This window comes from Campylobacter concisus (assembly GCF_002165815.1).
In the GTDB taxonomy this organism is placed as follows: domain Bacteria; phylum Campylobacterota; class Campylobacteria; order Campylobacterales; family Campylobacteraceae; genus Campylobacter_A; species Campylobacter_A concisus_BH.
Window position 1 is genome coordinate 309,844 of sequence record NZ_NDYN01000005.1, and the last position, 20,256, is coordinate 330,099.

20 protein-coding genes are annotated in these 20,256 nt (G+C 40.6%); 4 read left to right on the forward strand and 16 right to left on the reverse strand.

The genetic code is table 11. The features are described 5' to 3' along the window. Positions 1-5 precede the first annotated feature (5 nt). The 8 genes from nikR to flgH form a co-directional block, all read right to left on the reverse strand. Complete coding sequence (gene nikR, locus B9N65_RS06540) at positions 6-419, reverse strand: nickel-responsive transcriptional regulator NikR (RefSeq protein WP_087583272.1); 414 nt, start codon at positions 417-419, stop codon at positions 6-8. 45 nt (positions 420-464) lie between these two features. After that, entirely contained in the window at positions 465-2,690 is a 2,226-nt protein-coding gene (gene hypF / locus B9N65_RS06545) for a carbamoyltransferase HypF (RefSeq protein WP_087583273.1), read from the reverse strand. Further along, positions 2,674-4,146, reverse strand: coding sequence for a hypothetical protein (locus B9N65_RS06550; RefSeq protein ID WP_087583274.1), 1,473 nt, complete (start codon positions 4,144-4,146; stop codon positions 2,674-2,676). The genes hypF and B9N65_RS06550 overlap by 17 nt, the downstream gene beginning before the upstream one ends. Then, the gene (locus B9N65_RS06555) at positions 4,143-4,685 is read right to left on the reverse strand and encodes a HyaD/HybD family hydrogenase maturation endopeptidase (protein ID WP_087583275.1); all 543 of its coding nucleotides are present in this window, start codon (positions 4,683-4,685) and stop codon (positions 4,143-4,145) included. Before B9N65_RS06555 ends, B9N65_RS06550 begins: the two co-directional genes overlap by 4 nt. Beyond that, a complete protein-coding gene (gene cybH, locus B9N65_RS06560) occupies positions 4,685-5,365 on the reverse strand; it encodes a Ni/Fe-hydrogenase, b-type cytochrome subunit (RefSeq protein WP_021085073.1) in 681 nt (226 codons plus the stop codon). Before cybH ends, B9N65_RS06555 begins: the two co-directional genes overlap by 1 nt. 9 nt (positions 5,366-5,374) lie before the next feature. After that, the gene (locus tag B9N65_RS06565; RefSeq protein ID WP_087583276.1) at positions 5,375-7,093 is read right to left on the reverse strand and encodes a nickel-dependent hydrogenase large subunit; all 1,719 of its coding nucleotides are present in this window, start codon (positions 7,091-7,093) and stop codon (positions 5,375-5,377) included. A 9-nt stretch (positions 7,094-7,102) separates the two neighbouring features. Further along, positions 7,103-8,248 carry a hydrogenase small subunit gene (locus B9N65_RS06570; RefSeq protein ID WP_087583277.1) on the reverse strand — a complete coding sequence of 382 codons (1,146 nt, stop codon included), beginning with the start codon at positions 8,246-8,248 and terminating at the stop codon, positions 7,103-7,105. Positions 8,249-8,593: 345 nt separating this feature from the next. Then, positions 8,594-9,301, reverse strand: coding sequence for a flagellar basal body L-ring protein FlgH (flgH, locus tag B9N65_RS06575; RefSeq protein ID WP_002940928.1), 708 nt, complete (start codon positions 9,299-9,301; stop codon positions 8,594-8,596). A gap of 67 nt (positions 9,302-9,368) precedes the next feature. Here flgH and pta point away from each other — a divergent pair, with 67 nt between their 5' ends. From pta to B9N65_RS06590, 3 genes are read left to right on the forward strand one after another with little or no spacing between them, the layout of a single operon-like run. Further along, positions 9,369-10,736, forward strand: coding sequence for a phosphate acetyltransferase (pta, locus tag B9N65_RS06580; RefSeq protein ID WP_087583278.1), 1,368 nt, complete (start codon positions 9,369-9,371; stop codon positions 10,734-10,736). Position 10,737: 1 nt separating this feature from the next. Continuing rightward, positions 10,738-11,931: an acetate kinase gene (locus B9N65_RS06585; RefSeq protein WP_087583279.1), complete on the forward strand. Its 1,194-nt coding sequence runs from the start codon at positions 10,738-10,740 to the stop codon at positions 11,929-11,931. Positions 11,932-11,933: 2 nt separating this feature from the next. Further along, positions 11,934-12,998 (forward strand): tyrosine-type recombinase/integrase, encoded by a 1,065-nt coding sequence (locus B9N65_RS06590; protein ID WP_087583280.1) that lies wholly within the window; start codon positions 11,934-11,936, stop codon positions 12,996-12,998. A 7-nt stretch (positions 12,999-13,005) separates the two neighbouring features. On the opposite strand, the gene B9N65_RS06595 is transcribed toward B9N65_RS06590, so the two are convergent. Further along, positions 13,006-13,200 carry a hypothetical protein gene (locus B9N65_RS06595; protein ID WP_087583281.1) on the reverse strand — a complete coding sequence of 65 codons (195 nt, stop codon included), beginning with the start codon at positions 13,198-13,200 and terminating at the stop codon, positions 13,006-13,008. 91 nt (positions 13,201-13,291) lie between these two features. Between B9N65_RS06595 and B9N65_RS06600 the strand changes: the two genes are divergently transcribed. Then, positions 13,292-13,522, forward strand: coding sequence for a hypothetical protein (locus tag B9N65_RS06600; RefSeq protein ID WP_087583282.1), 231 nt, complete (start codon positions 13,292-13,294; stop codon positions 13,520-13,522). Positions 13,523-13,729: 207 nt separating this feature from the next. Here the strand turns inward: B9N65_RS06600 and B9N65_RS06605 are convergent, their stop codons facing one another. From B9N65_RS06605 to B9N65_RS06635, 7 genes are all read right to left on the reverse strand, one after another. Beyond that, positions 13,730-14,179: a hypothetical protein gene (locus tag B9N65_RS06605; RefSeq protein WP_087583283.1), complete on the reverse strand. Its 450-nt coding sequence runs from the start codon at positions 14,177-14,179 to the stop codon at positions 13,730-13,732. Continuing rightward, positions 14,176-15,600 carry a UDP-N-acetylmuramoyl-tripeptide--D-alanyl-D-alanine ligase gene (locus B9N65_RS06610; protein WP_087583284.1) on the reverse strand — a complete coding sequence of 475 codons (1,425 nt, stop codon included), beginning with the start codon at positions 15,598-15,600 and terminating at the stop codon, positions 14,176-14,178. The genes B9N65_RS06605 and B9N65_RS06610 overlap by 4 nt, the downstream gene beginning before the upstream one ends. Beyond that, positions 15,597-16,382, reverse strand: a complete 786-nt coding sequence (locus tag B9N65_RS06615) for an alpha/beta fold hydrolase (RefSeq protein WP_087583285.1) — start codon at positions 16,380-16,382, stop codon at positions 15,597-15,599. Before B9N65_RS06615 ends, B9N65_RS06610 begins: the two co-directional genes overlap by 4 nt. After that, on the reverse strand, positions 16,372-16,602 hold the full coding sequence (locus tag B9N65_RS06620) for a type II toxin-antitoxin system Phd/YefM family antitoxin (RefSeq protein WP_002942153.1): 231 nt from the start codon (positions 16,600-16,602) through the stop codon (positions 16,372-16,374). The genes B9N65_RS06615 and B9N65_RS06620 overlap by 11 nt, the downstream gene beginning before the upstream one ends. Before the next feature lie 64 nt (positions 16,603-16,666). Then, positions 16,667-17,707, reverse strand: a complete 1,041-nt coding sequence (locus tag B9N65_RS06625; protein WP_087583286.1) for a D-alanine--D-alanine ligase — start codon at positions 17,705-17,707, stop codon at positions 16,667-16,669. Between the two features lie 11 nt (positions 17,708-17,718). Next, a complete protein-coding gene (ruvA, locus tag B9N65_RS06630) occupies positions 17,719-18,273 on the reverse strand; it encodes a Holliday junction branch migration protein RuvA (protein WP_087583287.1) in 555 nt (184 codons plus the stop codon). Next, positions 18,273-20,204 (reverse strand): flagellar assembly protein A, encoded by a 1,932-nt coding sequence (locus B9N65_RS06635; RefSeq protein WP_087583288.1) that lies wholly within the window; start codon positions 20,202-20,204, stop codon positions 18,273-18,275. Before B9N65_RS06635 ends, ruvA begins: the two co-directional genes overlap by 1 nt. Positions 20,205-20,256 lie beyond the last annotated feature (52 nt).

Here is a 20,256-nt window from a genome sequence, read left to right on the forward strand (position 1 = left end):
TTAGCTTAAAATTTAGGCACAGCAGCCTTTGTAAGTTTAGAAAACTTAACACCCTTTAAGCCAGCAATCCTGTCAGCAAAGCGCTCTATCTTCTCCGCTTCGCCCCTTATAGAGATCGTTTCTAAGCAGTTGTGGTGATCGACATGAACGTGATTTGTGCAGATGATCTTCACATCAGAGTCATGCTCGATATCCATTTTTTTATTCACCAAATCGTTGTGATGATGCACATAAATGAGCGTCAAAACCCCAATCAACTCCTCGTTAGCGTCCTTCCAGCTGTCGTTTACGATCTTTTCACGGATCAAATCCCTTGTAAATTCACTCCTAGAAGCGTAGCCTTGTTCGCTAACTTTTCTATCTAGTTCGTCTAGTAATTGACTAGGCAAAGAAACACTAAAACGTATAACACTATCCATTTTTTGCTCCTTTCTCGTTTGATTACCGTTTAAAATAATTATACATCACTTATTAGAAAATGTGGATAAATAATAATAAATTTGCCCTAAATTTACGTTAGAATCGTTACTGCAGAATTTCTTATTGATATAAAATTTCAAATTTGATTTAGTAAATTTTTTGTAAATAAGTTCAAGCAAAGTCTTATTTTGAAAAACTCCACCACTTAGTAAAATCTCTTTTTTCTCATTTTTAGAAATTTCAAAAATAATATCAGCCATGCCATTTATAAATGCCGTTGCAGCCACTCTTGGCTCATCTTTTAAAGCACTTTTAAAGGCCTCTTTAAAGCCGATAACTCCGTCATTTAGGCTAAATTTGTAACACACATCTAAATTTTTATCATAAAGCGCCTCAAGCCTCATACCACTCTCTCCCTCGTAGCTTGAGTGAGAAATGCCACATATTATCGCACCAAATGCGTCAAATATCCTACCAACAGAGCTAGTTTTTACTAAATTTAGCCCCTTTTGCTCCATCATCTTGAAATTTCGAAGCACCTTTTCATCAAAATTTACTAGAAATTTACGCCCCTCGTCTTCAAGCTCATACTTCAAAATAATAGAATAAGCGATGAGGTAGATATTTTTTATGCTATTTTCGCCGCCAAATAAGCTAAATTCATCAAAGTGATAAACTCTCTCGTAACTCTTTTTATCCAGCCTAAAAACCTCGCCACCCCAAATTTTGCCATCCTCTCCGTATCCAGTGCCGTCAAAACAAAATCCAAGATACTCTTTGTCTGGCAAATCATTTTCAAAGATCACACTTAGCAAATGTGCGTAGTGATGCTGCAGATGAACTAGCTCAAAGCCCTGATCTTTCGCCCATTTTGTATTTAAAAAATTTGGATGCAGATCGGCTATGACTTTGTCTATTTTTAGATCATAAGTCGTTTCAAAAAGGGTGAAAATGTCCTTAAACCTATCAAAAGTCGCCACGTTTTTTAGATCGCCGATATATGGACTAACCATCAAAAGGCCGTCTTTGTAGATGCAAAATGAGCTTTTTAGCTCCGCTCCAAGTGCTAAAAATGTCCCTTTTTGCTTGAAATTTGTATGGATGAAATTTGGATTTAGCCCTCGGCTCGTCCTTGTAAAAACAACTTCATCACCAACGCAAAATGCGATACTATCGTCACTTGGCGAGTAAATTTCTCGGTCGTGATCAAGATAAAAGTCTATGACGTCGCCTAGTTTTTCTCTTAGCTCGCTCTCGTCTTTTATCACAACCTCGCCTGAGATGTTTGCGCTAGTTGCGATGATGTCGTGTTCTAAGTGGTCAAAAAGCAAAAGATGTATGCCGCTAAATGCAAGCATGACGCCAAGCTTGTTTAAATTTGGAGCGACACTTTTTGCGATATTTGAGCCATTTTTTGCTTCAAGCAAGACGATTGGCTTTAAATTTGAGCTAAGAAGCTTCGCCTCAGCCTCTGAAATTTGCGCTATCTCTCTAGCGTTTTGTAAATTTTTACTCATCAGTGCAAAGGGCTTGCTTGGGCGGTGTTTTCTAGCTCTTAGCTCGCAAACTGCGTCTTCATTTGTCGCGTCGCAAACTAGATGAAAGCCACCAAGCCCCTTAATGGCTAAAATTTTGCCCTCGTTTATGAGCGTGGCCGCCTCTTTTGCCGCTTCATTTTTACTAGCCAAGACTTTGCCAAATTTGTCTTTTAGATAGAGCTTTGGCCCGCAGTTTGGGCAAGAGATCGGCTCTGCGTGGTAGCGGCGGTTAAGCGGGTCTTTGTATTCGCTCTCACAAAACTCGCACATCTTAAACTCGTTCATCGTCGTATTTACCCTGTCGTAGGGCAATGCTTTGATGATGGAAAATCTCGGTCCGCAGTTGGTGCAGTTTATAAATGGGTATTTGTAGCGTGGATTTGTAGGGTCATAAAACTCGCGCAAGCAGTCATCGCAAAGTGCGTAATCAGGCAAGATAGGCGCTTGTTTGGTAGCGCTTTTTGAAGCGATGATCTCAAGCTTTTCATAAATTTGATCTATCTTAAATTTATGCAGTTCATCGATCCTAGCAAGGGCTGGTAGCTTCTCATAAAGCTCTTTTTCAAAAGCCAAAAAGCTAGCCTCTTCGCCGCTAAAATTTAGCTTCACACCCTCATCGTCGTTGTAAATTTCGCCAACTAGCTTAAATTTGTCCGCTAAAGTATAGACAAAAGGTCTAAAACCAACGCCTTGAACTAAGCCTTTGATCTCATATCTAAAGCTTGATCTCAACGCCAAATCCGGGGTCAAAATTTGTTTTTATATTTGGGTTTAGGTGCTTTTTTATCAAGTTGCTAACTACCTTATTATAAAATAAATCCCCGCTTAAAGTAACATTTTTGATGTTAAATTTATCTCGTTTTTCATAGCTAAAATCGCTCAAAAAATGCGCCAAAGACTCGGTGCAACCAAAGCTGATATTCTTCTCTCCAGCGCCAGCAAGGATAAATGAAATGATACTTTTTACAAACTTAACCCCGTCTAAACCAAAGTCATCTTTCATTTTGTAATCTATCCTAACGCCCTTTTGACCGCTAAAATCGCTTGCCATAAGAAGCAAATTCTCCCCTGCTTTTTTAAAGTCACTGCTTAAGCCAAGCAAACGTCCAGCTATGCAAAATAGCGAGAAAAAGCTAGCATTTGAGCTAAATTTACCGCTTGGCAGGGCGCGCTCTTTACTGAAGTTTTCAAGTAATCTTTCACCGCCCTCATTAGCTCTTATGAGCTCATAAATTTCTTCAAAGCTGCTAAATTTTGGTAAAAATAGAAGCTGTGTTTTGCTTGATTTTAAAAGCAGGCAAATTTCATCATCGATAAATTTGCTAAATTTAAGCCCCAAAGCCACCTCGCCAAAATAGTTAAGCTCAAATTTCTCATCTTTTGTATAAAAAAATGGGCTTAAAAGTGCGCTATTTTCAAGCAAAGCAAGCCTTGAAAGGGCGCTTTTTTGCTCCTTTACAGTAACGCTTAAAAAGCTAAAGCCATCTTGATTTAGCTGTTCGCAAAGGGCGTAAAGGAAAAGGTCATTTGGTGCCATCACGTCAAAAAATAGCGGTGCGCCTTCGTGGTTTTGCCTATAAATAGCTGTCGTCTTTAGTGCCAAAAGTGGCTTTTCAAAGCTAGCAAGCGCGATCTGCGCCCTATCACCAGCTATAAAAATTTTAGGTAGCTGCTTTAAATTTACAGGCATCAAGAAATTTACATCAAATTTTACCCCAAGAGAAATTTCATATAAATTTTCATCTTGCCCTATGCAAACACTCTTACCATTTTTTAATAAATTTAGGCAGCTTTTTAGCTTTTCATTAAAATTATCAAGCGTTATCTCGCCATCAAATTTACTCAAGGCAAGCACACCACTTTCGTTTAAAATAGCCTTGCCATTAGCCAAAAATGCCGCCGCTTGAGATGGGCTAAGCGTGCCAAATTTTATCTTTTTAATCTCACCTGCCTGGTCAAGCTCATCTGCTGTATCAACCTCGCTATGCTTTATAAAAAGGCTATAAGGCAAGATGATGCTAGCTCTGTCTGCTAGAGCACTAAGCTCCTCATTTGTGCCAATTACTTTTAGGCAAATTTGATCATCTTTGCAGCTTATAGAGTGCTTAAGCTCCCCAGCTAATGAGCGTAAAAATGGTGCCAAAAAGGCTGGATTTTTAAAGCAGTCAAATTTAAAAGCAAGTATCATTTTAAACCTTTTTTGGCGTAGTCATCGATGGTGTCATTTAGAGTAAAATTTGCCACCTTTTCACACTTAAAATCAAGCTCTTTTAAGTGTTCAAGCAGCGTTTTTTCTATGATGTTAGAAGCTTTTATCACTTCATCTGAGAGGCTAAAATTTGATGACTCTATGCGGCTAGGCACGATACCTAAAATTTTGGTTGTCGGCCTGTCACCTGCAAGCTCCATTAGATGAAGGGTTTGAAGCATCTCGATCTCGTGAGCCGAGCCGTCCCAGCTGATAAAATTTGGTACGTTTAGAAAGTCGAAAAAATAAACATCGCCCACGCTTGCGCCATTTGCGCTAATGCAATCAACGACAATAAGATAGTCAAATTCGCTTATTATGTGAGTTAGAGCGAGGGCTAAAGTGCCCCCGTCCATTAGAGTAAGTTCGTTTTTAGAGCTTGTAAATTTATAGTTTTTAGCCATCAAATTTACAAAATGAACACCTATGCCCTCATCAGCAAACATAACGTTGCCGATGCCAAGAACTAGCACTCTCATCAGTGTTCTTTTACAAATTTATAGCCGCTAACGATGGCGTCCATCGCTCCATTTTTGCCTTTAACGGCGTTAAATATCGCCATATAAACGTGAATTGGCACAAATATCATGATGATCCACATGCAAATTCTATGTATCGTTCTAACATTTGCTAGCCCACCCATAAGCTCTTCAAAGTATCTAGCTGGCTCGTAGATCGCTCCGCCAAGCCCCTCGTGATAAACGTGAGCGTAAAGCACTAGGCCAGTTAGGCAAATGAGTGCTAAGATCACGTAAAAGAAAAAGTATGAGGCAAACTGCAATGGGTTATAAACGCCCCTTAAATGCGGGTGTGGCCCCATAAAGATGTAGTATTTTATCTGTGCTATCCAAACTTTTGGACTTAAAAAATCAAGCACGCTCATCCACTCTTTTTTGCTGTGTTTGTCAAAGACAAATAGATAAAATTTAAAGATAAATACTGCTATTAGCACAAAGCCAGCGACCTGGTGTGCCAAACGCCACTTTGCTTGCATGAAATTTGTAGGCTCGCTCGTGATCTCCGGACTCATAAAGACATAAGAGATGTAGTAGCCACTAACCACCAAAAGCGTGATAGCTACAAATCTAATCCAGTGTGTCAGCCTAACGCCGATGGAGAATTCATATTCGCTGATCCTGTCAGGATTTTTATGTGACATCTTTTCTCCTTACAAATTTGGATTTATCTTATAAGTACTCAAATCATTTCCCTTCGTGTCCATAACATGCACGGCACACGCGATGCAAGGATCGTAAGAGTGAATTTTTCGTATTATCTCAAGTGGCTTTGAAAGATCAGCGATCTTCATACCAACTAAGCACGCCTCGTAGCTGCCCATTTGACCTTTGGCGTCTTTTGGAGAGGCGTTCCAAGTGCTTGGCACGACCGCTTGCCAGTTTGAGATGACGCCATCTTTTATGCGACACCAGTGGCTTAGCGCGCCTCTTGGAGCGTTGCCTTTGAAGTGGCCTTTATATTCTTTGCTATTATCTATGACATATTTTGTGCAGGTCTCTTGATCTGTCTTTAAATTTTCGATCAAGGCATTAAATGCGTCCATTGTGTGCTCTGCGACCACTTTTGCTTCAAGCATACGAGCAGCAGTTCTGCCTAGAGTTGAAAAGACTGCACTTAGTGGCAAGCCACTCTTTGCTAAAAACTCATCGACTACTTTTTTAACTCTCTCGTTGCCTTTAGCATAGTTTATGACGATGCTTGCGATCGGTCCTACTTGCATAGGCATGCCATCATATCTTGGCGCTTTGATCCAGCTATATTTGCCCTTTGTGTCAAAAAGCTTGCTGTGAGCTAGCTTGCCCTCGCCGTCTATGCTCTCGCCATCAACAAGGCCAGTATAGTTTGCCTCTGTCTCGCCGTCATAAGGGTGAAGTGCTTTGTCATTTTTATACCAAGCCCTTGTCGCCTCTTCTGTGATCTTCTCTTCGTCTATATCATAAACCTTGCTAAGATCGCCATTTAAGATGATACCGCCTTTAAATAGATGGTCATTTTTGCCGATCAAAAACTCATCGTAACAGAATAAATTTGATACGCCAACGTCGTTTAGAACGCTTGGCTCGTTTGCATAAGCCTTAGCCGCCATCAAAATATCTGGATAGTAAGCTCTATCGACAAATTCTTTTATCTCAGCAAATTTACTCATATATTCGCCCATTCTAGCTGGATCCATAAGGTCCATCACGCAGGTCACGCCGCCAACTGTTAGGCTTTGTGGGTGTGGGTTTTTCGCGCCAAAGATAGCCATCATTTGAGCTGCTGTTCTTTGGATCCTTAGGCACTCAAGATAGTGAGAGAGGACGATTAAGTTTTGCTCTGGAGTAAATTTATATGTGCTATGTCCCCAGTATGCGTTGGCAAATGGTCCAAGGTTGCCCTTTTTAACAAAGGCTTCAACCCTCTCTTTTACCTCTTTTAGCTTGTCAGCTCCCGTGGCAAATGGCGTGCTTGTGTATTTAAACGCCTCTTCGCTAGCTTTATGCACGTCTGCACTTAGTGCAGAGACGACGTCCGCCCAGTCCATGCCGTGAAGCTGATAAAAGTGCACGATGTGATCGTGAAGATATAAAGCTGCGTTCATAAGCGTTCTAGTTAGCTCTGCATTTAATGGGGGTTTTATACCAAGGGCGTCCTCAACTGCGACTATGCCTGCTCGGTAGTGCGAGTATGTGCAAACGCCACAAATTCTTTGCATGAAAAAGCCAGCATCTCTTGGGTCTCTGTTTTTTACTATCTGCTCTAAGCCTCTCCAAAGAGTTGAACCAGAGTAAGCCTCTTTGACAACGTTGTTTTCATCGACTACGACTTCTATTCTTAAGTGCCCTTCGATACGTGTTATAGGGTCTATTACTATTCTTTTTTCACTCATTTTTTCGCCTTATTCTTTATCTTTACTCATGCAAGCTAGTGCAGCGTGAGCCGCTATGCCAACACCAGCTAGAGCTAAAATCCCAATGCCTATCTTATCACTTACATTATCAGCGCCAAGCCCCAAAACAGTGTCAAATAGCCTATCAGCCATCGGCTCTTCAAATGGCCCCATCGTATCCCAGAAGTCTGGCTCTGAGCAGCCTATACAGCCGTGACCTGCTTGAACTGGCCATGATGTGTGCTGATTAAATCTCTCGCGTGAGCAGTTATTAAATGTATATGGACCTTTACAGCCTACTTTATATAAGCAGTAGCCATTTTTTGCGCCCTCGTCACCAAAGCTTTGGACAAATTCGCCTGCGTCAAAGTGTCCGCGTCTCTCGCAAAGATCGTGAATTCTTAAGCCATAAGCCCATTTTGGTCTGTTATAAACATCAAGTGCAGGCAAGGTGCCAAATAGCAAGTAGTGAAGCACGTTGCCAACGATATTTTTCTCGCTTGGAGGGCAGCCTGGCACATTTATGACGGGCTTATCAGTCACCTTTGAAAGACCGACTGCATTTGTTGGATTTGGCCTTGCAGCTTGAACACCGCCAAAGCTAGAACAGGTGCCAATGGCAAAGATAGCAGCAGCGTTAGCAGAGGCATTTACGGCGTGAGTTTTGCCGCTTGTGCCGTGAGGTCCTACTGTTAAAAAGTGCTCAGTAGCTCCCGTTGGGACGCCACCTTCAACTAGCAGGATGTATCTGCCCTTATATTTTTCTATCGCATGCTCTAAATTTTCTTCAGCCTGCCAGCCAGCAGCCGCCATAATAGTTTCGTGGTATTCAAGGCTTATGTAGTCAAATATAAGGCTATCTATGCTTGGAGCGTCAGTTCTTAGTAGGCCCTCACTACAGCCAGTGCATTCTGCCATGTGAAGCCATATCACAGGGAGCCTATCGCTTAGCTCAGCAGCACGAGCAACCATCGGTGTCATCGCACTTGGCAATGCCATAAAAGCTGTCATCGCACCAGCCCACTTCATAAAATCACGCCTAGTAAAACCCTTATCTTTTAAAAGCTGCGCAATACTAGTGTCATTTTTCATCTTAGGCAATGCACTAAGTTCGCTTAAGCGTCTATCTATCTTTTGACGCAAGTCATTATTCATATAAGCTCCTTCGTTAGAAATTTGTTTTATATGTATAGTATCTTTGTTTTAAAAAGAGTAAAATTATTTTATAATATTAGTAGTTATATTTAAATAAATCTTAATAATAAAATTTTAAATGCCTTGATATCAATAATCTTAAAATATGCTAAAAAATAATTTTTAGTGAGACTTTATCCTATTTTGAGAAATGATATGGCAAAAATTTTATTTTTATGAAAGTAAATATCAATTAAATTTTAATAATTTTTAAAAAATATAATTTAGTATATTTAAGAAGAAGGAGCTTTGAAATATAAATTTTTAAAAGCCTAAATGGGTTAAATTTAGGCTTTTAAATTTGCATTAAAATGGCCAGATAGCCTCCATAAGCCTTGTGCCCCAAGGTTTTTTAGTTGATTTGTCTAGCTCTCCCTCAGTTTTATACAAAATTTTAGCATCAGCTATGTATTTTGAGTCGATTTCGTTGTTTTGTGAGATGTCGTAAGGTCTGATAACGCCACTTACTTGCATGATCTGCTTTTCGCCGTTTATAAGTAGCTCACGGCTGCCCTCGATGAAGTAGTTGCCGTTATTTAGGATCTTGATGATCCTAGCTGAGATGGTTGCGGTAAATTTCTCGCTTCTGTTGCTAGTGCCACTACCTGTAAATTTATTGCCACCACCTGCTTTAAAGCCGATGTCGCCATATTTGTTTAGATTATCAGCCACGGTTGAGAGCGGAGCAGCTCCAGCTGTGAAAACGCCGCCACCAAGCGAAATGGTGCTATCTTTGTTGGTGCTTTTGCTGCCACTTGAAATTTGACTTGCGTTTTCTGAGATGACGATGGTTACGATGTCATTTACATTCATCGCCTTTCTATCTGAAAATAGCGGATTTTCGCCCTTGCCAAAGAGACTGCCGGCATTACTTTGACCGCTACCACTATCTTTTGAAGGGAGTTGCTCGACATAAACTGGAGGTTTCATATTGATGTGAGGATCTGCACTTGGGGTGCAACCTGTGTAAAAAATGCCCGCAAATGTGACGAGCCATATCTTTTTATAGTTCATAAAATGCCTTAAAATAAGTATCTTTGTGCTAAGATTAAGCAATTTAAGTTCCCAAAAAGGTCACAAAATGAAAAGTTGTTACATTTTTTCAGACAAAAATCTAGCATATTTGCAGGAAATTATAGCTACAAAATTCAAAAAAGTTGAGATCTTTAAGATAACTCCAGACGAAAACGACAAAAAAAATCTAATAAATTTAAATGAAAAGGAGTTTTTTTTAAAATTTATAGATAAATTTGAAGAGCTAAAGGCTAAAAGCGACTTTGTAATAGTCGTTGGCTGTGAGGGCTTTAGCCTCTTTGGCAAGAGCGAGCTAAATTTAAAGCTAGCTAGAAATTTAAACGCGCCTATTTTTGACGAAAATGCAAGCGAGCTAAGGGCGCTAAATTTAAACTCAAAGCTTCTAATAACTAATAATTTTGATGAAATTTTAAGCTACCAAGCCGAGATCATCACGCCATTTAAATTTCAAAGCTTGCTTCTAAAAAGAGCCAAAGCGGCAAACAAAACAGTCGTTTTGCCTGAAAGTGATGATGAGAGAATTTTAAAAGCAGCTCAAATCGTGCTAGAAAAAGGTGCAGCAAATATCATCTTGCTAGGGCTTGAGAGCGAAATTTTAAAAAAGGCAGCCACTTTGGGGCTAAATTTAAGCAAAGCAAAGGTGCTAAATCCAGCGCAAAACGAGCTAACGGATGAGTTTGCAAAGAAAATTTATGAGCTAAGAAAGCATAAAGGCGTGGACGAAGCCAAGGCAAACGCGCTTGCAAAAGATAAAATTTACTTTGCCACGATGCTTATCCATGAAGGCATAGCTAATGCTTTGGTGAGTGGCGCTACGATGAGCACGGCTGATACGATCCGCCCAGCCCTTCAGATCATAAAAACAAAGCCAAATGTAAGCGTGGTAAGCGGGGCATTTTTCATGGCACTTGAAGAAGAAATTTTACTCTTTGCAGACTGCGCCGTCACGCCAAATCCAAGCGCGGACGAGCTAGCCAGCATCACGCTAAGTAGTGCTCAAACAGCAAGTGCCTTTGGACTTAGCCCAAAGATCGCCATGCTAAGCTACTCAACTGCTGATAGTGGCAGCGGGGCTGATGTGGAGTTTGTAAAAGAGGCTGCCAAAAAGGCGCATGAGCTTGATGCAAATTTAAAAATAGCTGCGCCAATTCAGTTTGACGCGGCGGTTGATCTAAGCGTGGCTAGCAAAAAGATGCCAAATTCCGATGTCGCTGGGCAGGCAAATGTATTTATATTTCCAAATTTAAACTGCGGAAACATCTGCTACAAAGCAGTTCAGCGAAGCGCAAACGCCCTAGCAGTGGGCCCAATACTTCAAGGGCTAAAAAAACCAGTAAATGACCTAAGCCGCGGCTGCCTCGTTGAAGACGTCGTAAATACCATCTTAATAAGCGCGATACAAGCAGGAGAGTGATATGAGAATTTTAGTTTTAAACTCAGGTAGCAGCTCGATAAAATTTCAACTTTTTGATATGCAGACAAAAACAAGTCTAGCAAGCGGTCTAGTCGAGCAAATCGGCAGCTCTAGCTCAAGGGCGGTGCTAAAGGCAAATGGCGAAGTTTATGAGATAAAACGCTTCATAAAAGACCACCACGACGGACTTGAGGCGATGAATGAGCTCTTTACCACCTCACATACACTGCACGATCTAAGCGAGCTTGACGGCATCGGACACAGGATAGTGCATGGTGGCGAGAGCTTTTTTAGCTCAATGATCGTTGATGAGAGCGTCATCAAAAAGATCGAGGAGATAAGCCCTCTTGCCCCACTTCACAACCCAGGGCACCTTGCTGGCATCAAAAATGCGATGAAAGAGAGTAAAAACGTGCCTCACGTGGTCGTTTTTGATACGGTTTTTCATCAAAGCATGCCAGAGTACGCCTACCGCTACGCCCTACCCTACGATGTTTGCAAGGCTCATCACATCAGAAAATACGGCTTTCACGGCACATCGCACAGATATGTTTGCAAGCAAGCAGCAAAAATGCTTGGCATAGAGTTTGATAAATTTAACGCTATCTCACTTCATCTAGGCAACGGCGCCTCAGCTTGTGCTGTGCAAAATGGCAAAAGTATCGACACTTCAATGGGTCTTAGCCCGCTTGAAGGGCTCATAATGGGCACAAGAAGCGGCGATATGGACCCAGCCGTGGTCATCTATCTGCTAAATATCGGCGTTTTAAAGTGGAACGAGATCGATAACTTTTTAAACAAAAAGAGCGGACTTTTTGGAATTTGTGGCTCAAGCGACATGAGAGAGGTCGTAGCCAAGATGCAAAACGACGAGCGAGCTAAGCTTGCATTTGAGATGTTTTGCTACCGAGTGAAAAAGTATATCGGCTCATACTATGCCATTTTAGGGCGTGTTGATGCGCTCATATTTACCGGCGGCATCGGCGAAAATGCACCAAATACAAGGCAAAAAATTTGTGATGACCTAAAACATCTTGGCATCCACATCAACCACGAGCTAAATTTCTCAAACGAGCGAGGTGAGAGGTGCATAGATGAAGACGGCGCTAAGATAAAAACGCTCATTATCCCAACCAACGAAGAGCTTGAGATCGCCATAGAGACAGCCAGAGTGATAAAAGAGAGAACGCTTTAAGCATGAAATTTCCACTTGACTGCAAAGATAGTTTTGAGAGCTCATTTATATTTTGGCTCACAAGATATGTCAAATTTAAACTTAGCTCGCTTTCAAACAAGGAGCTAAGAGACCCAAAAGCACTTGCAAATGTAAATTTCGCCCTAAGCCGCGAGATAAAAAACATAGAGCAGCTTGATGGGCTGGTAAAAAGTGCTAGAAATGCAGGTCTAACTGGCATAAATACCTACTTTAACCCGCTTAAAAAGATATATGAGACGATGAAATTTTATGAGCTTAGCAGCCTAAAGCAGATCGATGAAGAGCTGTTAAGTGAAATACTAGCTAGCACAACTGGCGGACTAAGTGATGCGAGCAAGAAAAACTACAGAATTTCAGTGATAAATTTCTTTGCATTTCTTGATAAACAAAACGAAGAGGACGGCAAAGCTCACGTTTTTGATATAAATTTAAAAAACTGGGGTGGCGTTAGCGGCAACAAAGGGCAAAAGCTGCCTGAGTTTATGGGTGAAGAGGAGGTCAAGAAATTTCTTGAAGCGATCGAGGAGAGCGACTTTAAGCAAAACTCAAACCGCAACAAGCTCATCATCAAGGTCATTATCTTTACTGGCATCCGTGTGAGCGAGGCGCTAAATTTAAAGAGAAAAGATATCACTGAAGATGGCGATCTTTTTATCATTAGAATTCATGGTAAAGGCAACAAATACCGCATCGTAATGATAAAGCGTCACCTAATCGAAGCTCATCTAAACGCAATCGCCATAAACTACATCAACAAAGAGGGCTATCTTTTTATAAATAAAAAAGGCACAAGGCTCACGCAGGCTTATGTTAGCCGTATCGTGGAGCAAATTTTGTTTAAAGCAGGCATCAGAAAAGAGAAAAATGGCGCTCACATGCTACGCCACACCTTTGCAACGATGCTTTATAAAAAGCAAAAAGACCTTGTGCTAGTGCAAGAAGCTCTTGGACATGCAAGCCTAAATACCTCGCGAATTTACACGCACTTTGATAGTGATAAACTAAAACTAGCCGCCAAAGTGGCTGAGGATCTGGCAAATGAGTAAATTTAAATCAAATTTTATGCATTAATAGCGAGAAAAACATAAATTCTATCGTTTCGTCTTTGCAAGACAAGCTTTGCTCTGTTAAAAATGCTAGAAATTTGAAGATAAAAGGCTTGATAAGCTGGTGGATAGCTATCTTAAATTTAAAGTCGCCTATCTTTGTCTTTTGGGTGAGAAGCTTCATCTTTGGTGCGCTTGACATAAACCGCTTTATGACGGGACAAATTTAGCTTAAAGCCCAAGCAATCCAAAGGCAACCGCCTATACACTCCCAACTTTATAACGAGGCAAATTTGGCTTGTAGGACGCTAAAACTAGCCATTTTTCTAGCTCACGCCGTCCTTTTTATAGTCATAGCCAGTACGACATTTAACACAGTTACAAATGCCACTACAAACGAATATCTGCAAAATGCCATTAGACTAGTCCGAGCAAATTTTATAGTTGGCACCTTAGGCTTTATCATAACTATTTTTTTCAGAGCTTGTAATGCCACCAGAAAGCAAAATTTAGAGAAAACATAAAAATTGCAGATGAGCAAGCCAAAAACCTCGCGGTATAATTTTTAAAACCTTACTTGTATAAAAGTGCATAGTTTTATAAAAAGCAAGATACGGCTTGTCTTTATGTCTCTTTTGTATTAGCCGCTTTCATAAAAGGCGGCAGTTTAATTTAAATTTGAAATTTTAAATTTGATGTGAAATTTAGCTTGCTTGCAAAGTCAAATTTGACTATTTTTTAGCCTTTGACTCTTCATCTTCTACCGTTTTATTTGCCTCTTGCTCTTTAAACTCTTCAAAAAGCTCATCATACCTAGCCTTAGCATTTTCGTATACGCCAGATGGCAAGGTGATGTTTAGATCGTCTTTTAGGCTCATAACGTCATCGCAGGCGTTTTGATAGCCAAGGTCGCAGCTTTTCATAAAATAACTCACGCCAAGCTCGATGTTTGAGTGCTTTTTAAGATCTCCATCCATCTGCTCGTTTATCTCTTCATTTACAAACATATCACCCAAAGCCTCGCACGAAAGCACATCTTTTTGCTCGCAGCCATCGTAAAAAATTTCATACGCAGTTGCGTAGTCTCCGGCATTTCTAGCCTCGTTGCCCCTGTCGTAGTCATCGATGTCAAAGCCAGATGCTAGGCTTAAGATTAGAGCTAAAAAAACTATCTTTTTCATATAAAACTCGGTGCGTCGTTTGAAAATAGTATAAGATCGCCAGCGTGCGTGTTTTGGGCTAAAATTTCTTGCATTTTATTCTTGTCCTTTAGGATGATGATCTTTGGTTTTACGATGTGTTTTAGCAAGACTTCGGCGTTTAGCGAGCTTGTGATGATGACAAGGTCAAAAATTTCATTTATCACCTTGGCTAAATTTGCATTTTGCTCTGCATCGCTCTCGACGATACCAGGCGTTAGCAGCACTTTTCTACCAGCGTAAGTACTTACAAGCTCGTAGCTTGCGCTCATGCCTGAGAAATTTCCATTAAAGCTATCGTCAATTATCAGCTTGCCGCCAGCCTCGATCTTGCTTAGGCGGTGCTCGACGTTTTTCATCTTAGATAGCGCACTATCTATCGCTTCATCGCTCATTTTTAGGTATCTTGCCACCTTGACGCAGACGGCTAAATTTGTAGCGTTAAATTTACCAAGAAGCGGCGAAGCATAGTTTTTGCCATCAAGCGTAAATGAAATTCCATCTAAATTTGCGTTTATATCTTTTAGGCTCTCATCGTAAATTTCTAAATTTTGGCTTGCCTCTTTCTTTGTCGAGCTATGTAAAAAAGCCCTTTGCAAGCGAGCACTTTGCAGTGCTTCAAGCTTTGTCGCGCGGATGTTATCAAGCGTTTTAAAATACTCGATGTGTTGCGCGCCGATCTCGCCAACGATGACGATTTGCGGATTTAGAAATTTAGTGATCTCTAGGATGTCGCCCTTTAGCCTAGCGCCTGCTTCTGCGATGTAAATTTGCGTTTGCTCACTTAAATTTTCGTTGATATCTTTGATGATGCCAGCCATTGTATTTACGCTGCGTGGCGTTTTATAGCAGACAAAGCTATCTTTTAAAATTTCAAATAAGAAATTTTTAATGCTCGTTTTGCCGTAGCTTGCGGTGATTAGGATGATCTTTAGCTCTTTGTTTGCGCCAAGTTTTTTAAGCGCCTTGTTTTTAAAGCCTTGAAATTTGATCTTTTCTAAAATTTCACTAAAAAATAGGCTCACGACCAAGACAAAAAGTGGCATAGGAGCCAAAAATGCCTTGTGGATGATGAAATTTAAAGCGTAGTTTAAGATGATGGCGCAAGCAAGGATGGCAAAAAAGTGCTTGATCCTAGCGGTAAAGACTAGCTTTTTATCAAGTTTTTTATGCCAAAGATAAAGAGCTGGCAAAAGCGCAAAGTAAAAATAGATAAAAAACCACTTGCCAGTCGTATAAAATAACACCAAAGGCACGATAAAGAAAAAGACGTGCCAAGCGGGCTTTGTAAAGTGAAAGAGCACGCGCTCAGGCCTATATGAAAACCACTGAAAGCAAGTGATCACATAAAAAGCAAGCGCAAAGATAAATAAAACTGTGCTTATGCTTAAAAATATACTCATCTTATCTCCTCGATCCCGCTCTCATCGTCATCTAGCACGACATTTTTTGCTTCATTTGGCTCAAAATTTATCCCTTTTTCTATCTCGTCACTTATAAATTTAGCGTGAAGCAAAAAGAAAAAGTGATCACCGCTAAGCGGGAAAAATGAGCTATTTTTGATAAGTCTATCTATGCTCTCGCCGCTTGTTACAGGCGTTGCCTTGTCATTTTCTCCCCAAAATATAAAAGCCCTGCCCCCAAAATCGGCAAAATGCTTTGTAAAATCCTCATCAACTACGTTTTTTAGGGTTTCATACATCACTCTGCTCATGCCACTCACATCTTTTGTGGCAAAGAGTTTGTAAAATTTACCAAAGCCAAATATCTTTAAAATTTTAAATATCGCTATCTTTGCTCGCACGATAAATGGCTTTTTGACGACTATGCCAGCTGAGCTTAAAAGCACTAGATATGGTGGTTTTAGAAGCGTTGCGACCTTGCCACCAAAGCTATGTCCTGCGATGATGTCTGGTTTTATACCAAGCTCAGCGCAAAAATTTGCAACGATTTTTGCGTAGTCGCTTGTTTTTAAGGGCTTAAAAATGGAGCTTTTACCAAAGCCTGGCATGTCGATATAGACGTGACAAAACTCGCTTAGATATGAGCCAAAAGCCTTTTTCATTATCTCTTTGTTTGCGCCCCAGCCATGCAAGAAGAGCACTACCTTTTTGCATTTTGGATTTACTACTTCGTAGCTGATCTCGTACTCGTCTGAGCCGTATTTGACTGCCCTACTCGCCATCGTTTTCTCTCTTTTTAGCAGCGTAAATGCTCTCAAGCACGCTTACTGCCTCGCAAAGGCGCTCATACTCCTCCATATTTAAAAGGACTGCTTCAAATTTATTGTTTTTAACGATGACAGCGCGCTTTAGCTCGCTAGCTCCTACGCGAGAAAGGACAGAGCTAAAATTTCTAACCACCTCGGTTGCCGTATAAATTTCATCTTTTGTAAAAGTTACCATTGTCGCTCTTTATGTAAAATTTTACGTAAAATATCACAAACTACTTTATATATCGCTAAATAGCCTAGAGCTTGCCGCTACCTTTTACCGAAGTGATCGAGTTTATAAATTTATAATCAATCTTTATCTCACGCTCTTTTGGAAGTGAGTTTGCAAGGGCGTTTAGCGTGCTCTCAAAGTCTTCAAATAGATAGTTTGCAAGGCTGCCTGGGTTTGGATTGACCTCGTTTAGATAGACTTCGCCATCTATCACGAAAAAGTCGCATCTAATGATCGCTCCGTCAAATCCGCAATCATAAATTTTAGAAAAGTTAAATTTAAGCTTTTGTTTTAGCTCTTCAGAAATTTCCGCCTCTTTTACCTTATTTTCATTTGAAAAACTTAGATATTTTTGCTCGTAGTCAAGAAATTCTTTCTTTTTTGGCTCTTCGACGATAGAAAATTTGATCTTTCCATCGATCTTGCAACCTGCAAGGTTGTACTCTTTGACGCCTTTTATAAAGGGCTCTACCAAAACATCTTTGTCAAATTCAAACGCCACGTCTTTTGCGTAGGCAAGCTCACTATCATCATGCACGACGCTCACGCCGATGCTGCTGCCTAGCCTTGCTGGCTTTAATATAATAGGATAGTGAAATTTTGGCTCACTTTGACAAGTTAGCATCTCGTAATCAAGCGCCTTTACACCAGCCTTTTGTGCTAGAAATTTAGTAAGCTCTTTGTTGTAGCTAAGTGCGCTTGCTTCAAGCCTTGGACCTATGTATTTGACCCCGTAAAAGTCAAAAAGTGCCGCTATCTTGCCATCTTCGCCGTCCATACCGTGGATCAAATTTATAATGACGTCACATTCAACTTTGTTTGCGCCAAAAAGCGAGTGCGCGTAAAAGCCGCCCTTTGCCAAAGATAGCTTCTTTGAGTTTTTGTATTTGCCAGAGCTAAAGAAATTTGCTCTCATATCTTTTTGCTCAATCAGGTAAAAGTCCCTATTTGCATCGCAAAATATAAATTTTAGCTCCTGTTTTAGGACATTTTTTAAAACTATCGCGCTTACTATGCTTATCTCATGCTCAAAACTCTTTGCTCCAAATATCACGCCTAAATTCATCTTTTTTATCCTTATCCTAGTTTTTTAAGTGCCTCTTTTATAAGATCACTCGTGTTTTCACTCTTACAATCAGGCAAAATTTTCACTATCTTTTCACGCTTAAAGCCAAGTGCCTCAAGTGCCAAAAGCGCCTCATTTTGGTAGCTTGGCACGCTCTCGTCACTTATAAGTTTAGCATCGCTTAGCTCAGCTATTATTCGCCTAGCTGTCTTTGGTCCGATGCCTGGCACACTTTTAAAAGTGTCTGCGTCGCCGCTTATTATGGCGTTTGTAAATGCCTGTGAGCTAAGGCTAGAGCAAACCGCCATCGCTGTGCTAGCTCCGATGCCATTTAGCTTGATAAGCATCTCAAACATCTTTTGCTCATTTGCGTCTAAAAAGCCGTAGAGTAAATTTGCATCCTCTCTTATGATCTGCGTTATAGCAAGCTCGACTTTTTCGCCTTTACTAAGTTTTGCTGAGCAAACAAGCGAGATGAAAACCCCATAACTAACGCCGCTATTTGTCTTAAGTATCACAAATGCAGGGTCTTTTTTTGTAACGACGCCTTCGATTGCTTTTATCATCATTTAACCTTTTGTTCCATGAAATTTATATCCGCGTAGTCTTCGAGTTTGTTTGACTTTTTGATCTTGTACTCGACCTCGCCGCCGTTATCAAATTTATCTAGCGTGATGACGTGGGCGGTCTCGTTTTGTTTTGAGACGTAGGTGACATTTTGCGGAGGATCGACGATGACAAATCTTATCTCATTTAGCTCGATCCACGTGCCTCTGTTTATCACTTTGGCTGAAAATATGCCATTTTGCATGATCTCAAGCTCATCTTTTAGATCAGCCAAAAGCTCTTTTTTCTCTTTAAATATCCTAAGCAAGGTATTATACTCATTAACTAGCCCTTGATACTCTTTTAGCTTTTTCATAAATGTAACTGGCGGTATCACTTTGGCTTTTGAGAGCTCTTCGATCTTAGCTTTTATCGTGTAGATCGAGTCTTTGTTCTCGTTGATGACATTTTTCTTGCTCTCTATGTTTTTTAGAAGCGTAGCTAGCTCAGACTTGGTGCTCTCTATCTTGCTTAGCTGATCTTGCGTAGCGTCCGCACTCTCAGGCATCTTGCTAGCGTCGATGATAAATTTATTATCAGTGCCTCTTAGATATCTAACGTCGATTAGGTGTGAGGCTGTGATGGTGCAGTTTGAGCCAAGCGTGTCTATCTGGATATTTTGAGCCGTTATAGAGCCACCAACTACGCTATTAATTTTTACTCTTTTTGCTATAACAGTGCCACCTTCTAGTCTATCTATCTCGACACTTTCAGCCTCAACCTTGCCGATATGGATAGAAATTTTGGCGTGTTTGGCGTAAATTTTGGCCTTTTGGTGCGTTTGACCGCCTATGTTTACCTCGTTTGCCTTGACCATCGCATTTGCGCCAACGTTTCCCTTTACTTCGATCTCATCAGCCTCTACGATGATGCCAGTGCCGATAGCGTCTTTTATCGTGTCAGTCTCACGAACTACTAATGTGACGTTTGTGTCGGTGCCTGCTTGGATAGAGCCAGTGGTTTTAAAATTTGCTTCATTTATCTCAATGCGCTCTTCTATGTCAAAAGAGCCGTTTTTCTCGACTACGTAGCCTGATTTTTTAGCGAAATATTTTACACTCTCGTCATTTTCTACGCGCTCGATATTTTCGCTTATGCTTATCTCTTTTTCAGTATCCTCTTTTGGCTTTGGCACCTCTATAAGTTTGCCTCTTACGTCGCGTCCATTTGCCCCTTCGTGAGACTTTTTCTCCTCCATGATAAGCTCGTCTTTTGCCACGCCAAAGACAAAGCCCCTATCGGCGTAATCAACCTTATCTTCGTCTTTTAACCCATCAAGCTTATCTTTATAATAGTATATGATCTTTGCGTCGATCGCCTTTTTAGGGTTTATGCCCTGGGTTAAATTTAGCGTATAGTCCTTGTCAAGCTCGCCTTTTACGTGAATTATTGAGGCGATTTGTTTTAGCTCCTCTTTTAGCTTGCCGATCCTTATGCCTATTAAAATTTGAGCCTTCATAAGCTGCTTTGCGATGTACTCATAAAGCTTATCTTCGTAGTGCTGCTCGTATTCGCACTCTTTGCTCGCTCTAACCTTTGCGATGACCTTTGTGATGGTTGAGTTTACGCCGATGTCGATCTTTGGCAGCTTTGGCGTGGCATTTAGCCTAACGTCAAAAAACTCAACGTCATAAACCTGCTCGATCTCTAGCGTCTCGTCAAGATAAAATGTGTTGTCATCAAAAAAGCTTAAATTTTCTTCAGGAACATAAACTGGCTCGACGTTATCTTCATTTTTATAGTATGTGAGGATGTTTGAAAGCCTAAAATCCACAAATTCCACTGGCACGCTGTATTGTTTGCTTAGCTCTTTAAGCGATATATAAGGCGTTGAAGTTTGAATTTGCGTTGGCGGTAAAAATCTCTCGTTTTCTTGCACGTTTTCGCTCAAATTTGATCCATTTCACATAAAATTTTGGCTCTTATTATCTCTAAAACTTTAT